The sequence below is a fragment of the uncultured Flavobacterium sp. genome (assembly GCF_963975005.1).
Lineage (GTDB): Bacteria > Bacteroidota > Bacteroidia > Flavobacteriales > Flavobacteriaceae > Flavobacterium.
In genome coordinates, this window is the sequence record NZ_CAXBFR010000134.1 from 1 (window position 1) to 7365 (window position 7365).

Genomic DNA, 7365 nt, shown 5'->3' on the forward strand with positions numbered 1-7365 from the left:
AGTTTTTAAGTTTGTTGCAATAATTTCACAAGCTTTGTCTAACATTTGATAAACGTTTTCAAAACCATCCTCATCACCGTAGTATGGATCAGGAACTTCGAGGTCTTGATTTGGGTGTAATTCGTTTAAAATTAACTTGACTTTTTGTTTGTCTTTTTCCGAAGAAGCTAATTTAATTACATTTTCATAATTGGATTTATCCATTACATAAATATAGTCAAATTCTTCAAAATGTTTTGTTGTAAAGTGTTTGCAATGTTGATTTGTAATGTCAATTCCATGCTTTTTCGCTACAGCAATTGATCTTTTGTCTGGCAATTCACCTACATGGTAATTAGCAGTTCCGGCACTATCAACAAAAACATTCTTTTTGACTTTTGATTTCAAAATTCCTTCTGCCAATGGAGAACGACAAATGTTTCCAAGGCAAATCATTACAACTTTAACCATCATTTTATAATGATAATTTCTTGTTGATATCTTCTACAAATTTTTTGAATTGTTTGTCAGTAGAAACTAAGTTGTCAACTGTTTTACAAGCATGAAGTACAGTGGCATGATCTCTATCTCCGATTTGTGAGCCAATATTTGCTAACGAATTCTTAGTGTATTTTTTAGCGAAAAACATAGCTAATTGACGCGCTTGAACCACATGTCTTTTTCTAGTTTTTGATTGTAAAATATCTAAATCTAATTGGAAATAATCTGATACTACTTTTTGAATATAGTCGATAGAAATTTCTCGTTTCACATTTTTAACAAATTTTTCGACAATTTGTTTGGCTAGTTCAACAGTGATTTCTTTTTTGTTAAAAGAAGATTGTGCAATTAATGAAATAATTGCTCCTTCTAATTCTCTAACATTCGATTTTATGTTTTTGGCAACATATTCAATAATTTCATCAGGCATGTCTACACCATCTCTATATAGGATGTTTTTTAAGATAGAAACTCTAGTTTCATAGTCTGGTTGGTGTAGTTCTGCAGAAAGTCCCCATTTGAAACGAGATAGTAAACGTTGTTCAATATCTTGCATGTCGATTGGTGCCTTATCTGAAGTAAGGATTACCTGTTTTCCGTTTTGGTGTAAATGATTGAAAATATGGAAGAATACATCTTGAGTTCCTGATTTTCCTGATAAGAATTGAACATCATCAATAATTAAAACATCAATTAGTTGATAGAAGTGAATAAAATCATTTCTTGTGTTTTTCTTAACAGAATCTATATACTGTTGGGTGAAAATTTCAGCTGAAATGTATAAAACTGTTTTTTCAGGATATTTATCTTTGATTTCAACACCTATAGCGTGAGCTAAATGCGTTTTGCCTAATCCAACACCACCAAAAATTAAAAGCGGATTAAATGAAGTTCCTCCAGGTTTATTAGCTACAGCCATACCAGCACTACGTGCTAATCTATTTGAATCACCTTCAAGGAAATTGTCAAAACTGTAATTTGGATTTAATTGAGATTCAATCTTTAAGTTTCTGATCCCAGGAATTACGAAAGGATTTCTTAATTCAGCATTTTTATTTACAATAGGAAAATCAACTTCTTGTGGTTTAACACTTGAACGTTGAGAACTTGGTAATTGTTCTGTGTAAGGAACATTATTACCATAAGTATTTTCCATTTTAATTTTATATAGTAACTTTGCCGAAGGACCAAGTTCTTTTGTAAGAGCTACTTTTAATAATTTAACATAATGTTCTTCTAACCATTCGTAGAAGAATTTACTAGGAACTTGAATGTATAATGCGTTGTCGGTTAGTTCAACTGATTTAATAGGTTCGAACCAAGTTTTAAAAGCTTGATCTTGAATGTTATCTTTGATAAAATCTAAACAGTTTTCCCATACTGATTGCGCAGTTCTAGCCATAAATTCAATTCTATTAGTTTGTTTTTTATTAATTTTTCTTTGTCGATTTCAACAAATATGTGTCTCAATTTTCGGGAGAACAAATATGTGAACATTTTTTTAATAAAAAAAATTAAATGGGGGTTGATTTATAAAAAAAAATGTCGTAAGCTGTTTTACAAATGTAATGAAAATAATTAACATAATTTATATATGAAAGAACATGAAATTTCTGTACGTGTAAGGTATGCAGAAACAGACCAAATGGGAGTAGTTTATCACGGTAATTATGCCCAATATTTTGAGATGGGGCGTGTGGAGTGGTTGAGAAATATGGGAGTTTCTTATAAATGGATGGAAGAGAATGGAATTATGCTTCCAGTAGTTTCTTTAACAATTAATTATAAAAAACCAGCTCGTTATGATGATCTTTTAACGGTAAAAACGATCTTCAAACGTCAGACGTCCGTTAAGATAGAATTTGACTATGAGATTTACAATGAGAAACAAGAATTGTTAACAACTGGCTATTCAATGTTAGTTTTTGTAGATATGAAAACTAGTAAACCAACAATTCCTCCCAGTTATATAGCGGATAAATTATCAGATTTATAATGATTCCTTTTCTTTTATGATAATTTCATAAATTGAACTAAAAATGTCGAATATATTTTCGGCATTTTTTTTTCGGGTTGCAATTTCAATTTCGCAACTCATTTCCATTTTTTGGGAAACTATTTCGAGGTTTTTTTCTTTGATAATTCGCATAACTTTGTTCATGTTTTTATAATCAAAAGAAATGATGAAATTTATATCAATTGTTTTTTCAATTATATCTGCCACTTCAAAAGCCATCTGTGCAGCAGTTTTATAAGCACTTATTAATCCGCCAACACCTAATTTAACACCACCAAAATAACGAATGACAACAACTAATACATTTGTAACATTAAAAGATTGAATTTGACCATAAATAGGCATTCCAGCGCTATTGTTAGGTTCGCCGTCATCGTTGACTCTATATGAGATACTTTCTGTTCCCAATTGATAGGCATAACAAAAATGTCGAGCTGAATTATGTTGTTTTTTTAATAAGTCTAATGCTTCTTTAACTTCGTCTTCATTATTTATAGGAAAAGCATAGCCAAAGAATTTACTGCTTTTTTCTTTAAACAATATTTCTTCTGAGGGTTGTGATAAGGTTTTGTAGGTGTCTTTTAATGCTTCGCTCATGCTATAAAGTAACTAAAATTACTGCAATAATGGCTAATGCAATGCCAAAGTAATTTTGTTTTAAAAGTTTTTCTTTGAATAAAATTATTCCAAACATTGTTGATAGCAAAATTACACCAATATTAATTAAAGTAAAAACAGTAGCGCTTTCTAGATTTTTATTGTGAAGTGCTTTGATTAGAAAATACATCGAAAAATAATTAGGAACGCCTAAAAAGATACCACCAATTATATTCTTTCCTTCAAATTTAAAATTCCCTTTTACCGTTTTAAAGATAGAAATAAGAATTCCAAAAAAGAAAGCGGATAAAAATGTAGTCGCCGAAAACAAGGCAATTTCACTATCTTTTAAATGTGTGTGTTGAAGATAATTCATACTTGTGTCAACAATTCCAGCTCCAAAAAAAAGTAAAATGGGAAAAATAAAATTCTTTACTTCAACTTTGCCAGCTTCTTTTTTTGAGGTGAAATAAACGGCAATCAATGCAATTCCAATTCCAATTATTTTTTCTAAAGTGATGGATTCCTTAAAAAAGAAGATACCAAACAAAATAGGAATTATCATAGACATTTTGCTTGAAACTGAAGCTACTGAAACTCCGTTTTCTTGAGATGTTTTTCCTAAGATGTTAAATACTAAAATGAACAATCCACCTAATATGAAACTTCCAAACAACCAAGACTTACTGAGAATTGATTGAAAATCTAATGTTTCTTCAGACAACACTATTCCAACCAAAAAAGCAGCAACATAATTAAATACAATCGCTTGAAAAGTATTAATGTTAAATTTTGAATAAAACTTAAATACAATATAAAGTAAGCTTGAAAATAGAATAGCTAATACTAAATTAATCATTTACAATATATATTAATTCGTCAGTCAAAATTTGGGTTTGCCTTTTTATAGAATGATTAATTGTCGGAGCTTTTACGCCTTTTTTAAAAATAGTTTTCCCTTTAAAAACTCGAGCTTCGTCCCATAACTCTTTATTGATGAAACTCTGAATGGTTTTGCTTCCACCTTCAATAATTACCGATTGAATTTGATGTTTTGCTAAAATAGCTAAAATGGTTTCAATTAGATTTTCATCAAAAGTACATTTCTCATAAATACAATTTTCAACTGTTTGAAAATCCTCATTTTCAGTTAAAATTATTGTTTTAATAGCGTTATCCTTTACATGGAATTTAGAATTAATTTTTCCTGATTTATCAAGAACAATTCGAATAGGATTATTGCCCGAATAATCTCTGGCATTCAAACTTGGATTATCATCTAAAACTGTTTTCGTACCTACTAAAATGGCTTGTTCTTCTGTTCTCCATTTGTGGACTAATTGCCTTGAGTGTTTATTGGTAATCCAAATAGGTTTTTGTTCATCTTTAGCAATAGGAGCAATAAATCCATCAGCAGTTTCTGCCCATTTCAATATAATGTAAGGTCTTTTTTTAGTATGAAAAGTGAAGAACCTTTTGTTTAACTCATGACATTCTTTTTCTAGAATACCAATAGTGACATTTGCACCAGCTTCTATCAATTTTTTTATTCCTTTTCCTGCAACTTTCTCGTTGGGATCAACAGTTCCAATAACCACATTTGGAATTTTATGAAAAATTATTAAATCTGAACAAGGAGGTGTTTTTCCAAAATGACTACAAGGTTCTAAACTAACGTAAATAGTCGCTTTTGAAAGTAATGTTTTATCTTTAACAGAGTTTATGGCATTGACTTCAGCATGAGGTTCACCAGCTTTTTTGTGCCAGCCTTCACCAATAATTTTATCGTTATAAACAATAACACTTCCCACCAAAGGATTTGGATAAGTTGTGCCTAAACCATTTTTGGCTAATTCGATGCAACGATTTATGTATTTTTCATGTATTTTCACAGGACAAAAATAGTACTTTTGTTTTAGAATATATTTTTATGCAGATTAGAAAAATTAAAAAAGAAGATAATGCTCAAATTGCTAAGGTAATTAGAGCTGTTTTTATAGAATTAGAAGCTCCAAGAACCGGTACAGCTTATGAAGATCCAATTTTAGATACTTTATACGAAGTATATAATAAAGCGAACACTGTCTATTTTGTAATTGAACATGGAGGAGAAATAATTGGTGGTAGCGGAATCGCTCCTTTAGAAAATGGACCAAAAGAAATATGTGAATTGCAAAAAATGTATTTCGCTCCAAAAGCCAGAGGAATTGGAATGGGAGAAAAAATGATTCTAAAGTGTTTAGATTTTGCTAAAGAAGCTGGTTTTGAAAAATGTTATCTGGAAACCTTAGAAATGATGAAAGATGCCCAGAAGTTATATCAAAAAGTTGGATTTCATTATTTAGAGGAACCTTTAGGTTGTACTGGTCATACAAGTTGTCCCGTTTGGATGATGAAGGAGTTGTAGTATTAAGATTTGAGTATTAAGTATTAAAATTTAATTTTATGAAAAATAATTTTTTATTGATTTTGTTGGTTTCATTTGTTGGATTTTCTCAAAAAAAGAAGATTAATGAAGAGTATGATTACATAAACAATTATTATCAGTTTGTGTATGAAGCACAATATGAATATTTGAAAGATAATTATCAAAATGCCTATGATTTATTGAAAAAAGCGGAAAGTAATTGTCCTTTATTGAAACAAGGAGAAATTAACGAGCCTTCAATTTTAACAGAATGTGCAGCACGTTTAAACAAGTTAGAAGAAGCAGTTCATTACTTAGAAATTTCAGTTAGAGATTATGGTTTTAGGTTTGAAAATTCTACAATTGATTCTATTAATACAAATATTAGAAATTTAAAATCATGGAAAAAATTAAAGCGAAATTCTAAAAAATATTATGAGGCTTATGCAAAACGAGTTGATTTAGATTTAAGAAATGAAATTTTAAAAATGAAAGAGGAAGACCAAAGTGTCAGAATTAATCGTGATTATGAAGGATTAAAAAGAGTTGACAGTATTAATTACTTGAAGTTAAAGAGAATAGTTGCAGATTGTGATTGTTTTCCTGATGAAATGTTTCCTCAATTTGGAAATTCTTCAATTGATGATCAATTTTTCCACGCCACCACTTTTGTTTTTCATATCAATAGAGAAAGAGCTGAATATTGGAAACCAATCTTTTTAGATTTAATAAAAAGAGGTAGAGCACCAGCTGAAATTTATGGAAGCCTAATTGACAGTAACTTAAGAAGCACAGGGATGTTTGATTATGGAATTTACAGCGGTACTACAAGTGAAAGAATAAATGACTTTGAAAATTTAGATAAAAGAAGAATGGCTGTAGGTTTGGCTCCTTGGCAATTAGATAAAGACATTTTGGAACTTATTACAAAAAAGTACAATATAAAATGGGATTAAAAATCTTAAAAAAAATAAATCTGAATGATTTTAAAAGAATATAAAATAAATTTTACTGAAGAATTGATTTCTATTTATGATTTAGAAGAAATAGAAAGCTTCTTTTATATCATTAGTGAATTCCTACATCAAAAAAAACGAATTGATTTAGCTTTAGAACCCAATTTTTCAATAAATGAAAATGAATTAGAAAAATGGAATTCCATTTTAAGTGAATTAAAACAAGAAAAACCAATCCAATATATATTAGGCGAAACTGAGTTTTATGGATTGCGATTTTTAGTAAATGAGAACACCTTAATTCCAAGACAAGAAACCGAAGAATTAGTGGATTTAATCCTAAGTGAAAATTCCAAAATAGAAATTCCAAATCCCAAAATATTAGATATTGGAACGGGTTCAGGTTGTATTGCAATTAGTTTAGCTAAGAATTGGCATAATGCAAAAGTTTATGCTTTAGATGTGTCTGAAAAGGCTTTAGATATCGCAAAACAAAATTCTGAAATAAATAAAGTTGAAATAAATTTCATAAATAAAAGTATTCTTGAAGTTGAAGACTTAGAGCAACTCAAAACTCACAACTCACAACTCACAACTAATTTTGACATAATAGTTTCAAATCCACCTTATGTTCGAAATTTAGAAAAAGAGGAAATCAAGAAAAATGTATTGGAATACGAACCTCATTTAGCGTTATTCGTAGAGGATACTGATGCCTTATTATTCTATAGAAAAATTGCTCAATTAGCACAAAAAAATCTTTCTGAAAACGGAAAATTATATTTTGAAATCAATCAGTATTTAGGCAAAGAAATGGTTGAATTACTTAAAAAGTTGAATTTCAAAAACATTCAATTAATCAAAGACGTTTATGGTAATGATAGAATGATTTCTTGCGACAAATAAAT

General features: G+C 29.4%; 9 protein-coding genes. 4 read left to right on the plus strand and 5 right to left on the minus strand.

Annotated features, from left to right (window positions below):
* Together AACZ53_RS12785 and dnaA are read right to left on the minus strand one after the other, a co-directional pair.
* On the minus strand, positions 1 to 450 hold a 450-nt coding region (locus AACZ53_RS12785; protein ID WP_339839162.1), incomplete at its 3' end, for a low molecular weight protein-tyrosine-phosphatase.
* Positions 451 to 454: 4 nt separating this feature from the next.
* Complete coding sequence (dnaA, locus tag AACZ53_RS12790) at positions 455 to 1882, minus strand: chromosomal replication initiator protein DnaA (protein WP_339839143.1); 1428 nt, start codon at positions 1880 to 1882, stop codon at positions 455 to 457.
* 192 nt (positions 1883 to 2074) lie between these two features.
* On the opposite strand from dnaA, the gene AACZ53_RS12795 reads away from it, so the two are divergent.
* Complete coding sequence (locus tag AACZ53_RS12795) at positions 2075 to 2476, plus strand: thioesterase family protein (protein ID WP_339839145.1); 402 nt, start codon at positions 2075 to 2077, stop codon at positions 2474 to 2476.
* Here AACZ53_RS12795 and AACZ53_RS12800 read toward each other — a convergent pair.
* The 3 genes from AACZ53_RS12800 to ribD are packed head-to-tail and all read right to left on the minus strand — an operon-like array spanning position 2471 to position 4986.
* On the minus strand, positions 2471 to 3094 hold the full coding sequence (locus tag AACZ53_RS12800) for a YigZ family protein (protein ID WP_339839148.1): 624 nt from the start codon (positions 3092 to 3094) through the stop codon (positions 2471 to 2473). The genes AACZ53_RS12795 and AACZ53_RS12800 overlap by 6 nt on opposite strands.
* A 1-nt stretch (position 3095) precedes the next feature.
* Positions 3096 to 3953 carry a DMT family transporter gene (locus tag AACZ53_RS12805; RefSeq protein ID WP_339839150.1) on the minus strand — a complete coding sequence of 286 codons (858 nt, stop codon included), beginning with the start codon at positions 3951 to 3953 and terminating at the stop codon, positions 3096 to 3098.
* Entirely contained in the window at positions 3946 to 4986 is a 1041-nt protein-coding gene (gene ribD, locus AACZ53_RS12810; protein WP_339839152.1) for a bifunctional diaminohydroxyphosphoribosylaminopyrimidine deaminase/5-amino-6-(5-phosphoribosylamino)uracil reductase RibD, read from the minus strand. The genes AACZ53_RS12805 and ribD overlap by 8 nt, the downstream gene beginning before the upstream one ends.
* A 38-nt stretch (positions 4987 to 5024) precedes the next feature.
* Here ribD and AACZ53_RS12815 point away from each other — a divergent pair, with 38 nt between their 5' ends.
* Genes AACZ53_RS12815 through prmC form a run of 3 tightly spaced genes read left to right on the plus strand, consistent with a single transcriptional unit; the run spans position 5025 to position 7363 of the window.
* Positions 5025 to 5501: a GNAT family N-acetyltransferase gene (locus AACZ53_RS12815; RefSeq protein WP_339839155.1), complete on the plus strand. Its 477-nt coding sequence runs from the start codon at positions 5025 to 5027 to the stop codon at positions 5499 to 5501.
* 38 nt (positions 5502 to 5539) lie between these two features.
* Positions 5540 to 6457: a hypothetical protein gene (locus tag AACZ53_RS12820; RefSeq protein WP_339839157.1), complete on the plus strand. Its 918-nt coding sequence runs from the start codon at positions 5540 to 5542 to the stop codon at positions 6455 to 6457.
* 24 nt (positions 6458 to 6481) lie between these two features.
* Positions 6482 to 7363, plus strand: a complete 882-nt coding sequence (gene prmC / locus AACZ53_RS12825; RefSeq protein WP_339839159.1) for a peptide chain release factor N(5)-glutamine methyltransferase — start codon at positions 6482 to 6484, stop codon at positions 7361 to 7363.
* Positions 7364 to 7365: the final 2 nt, after the last annotated feature.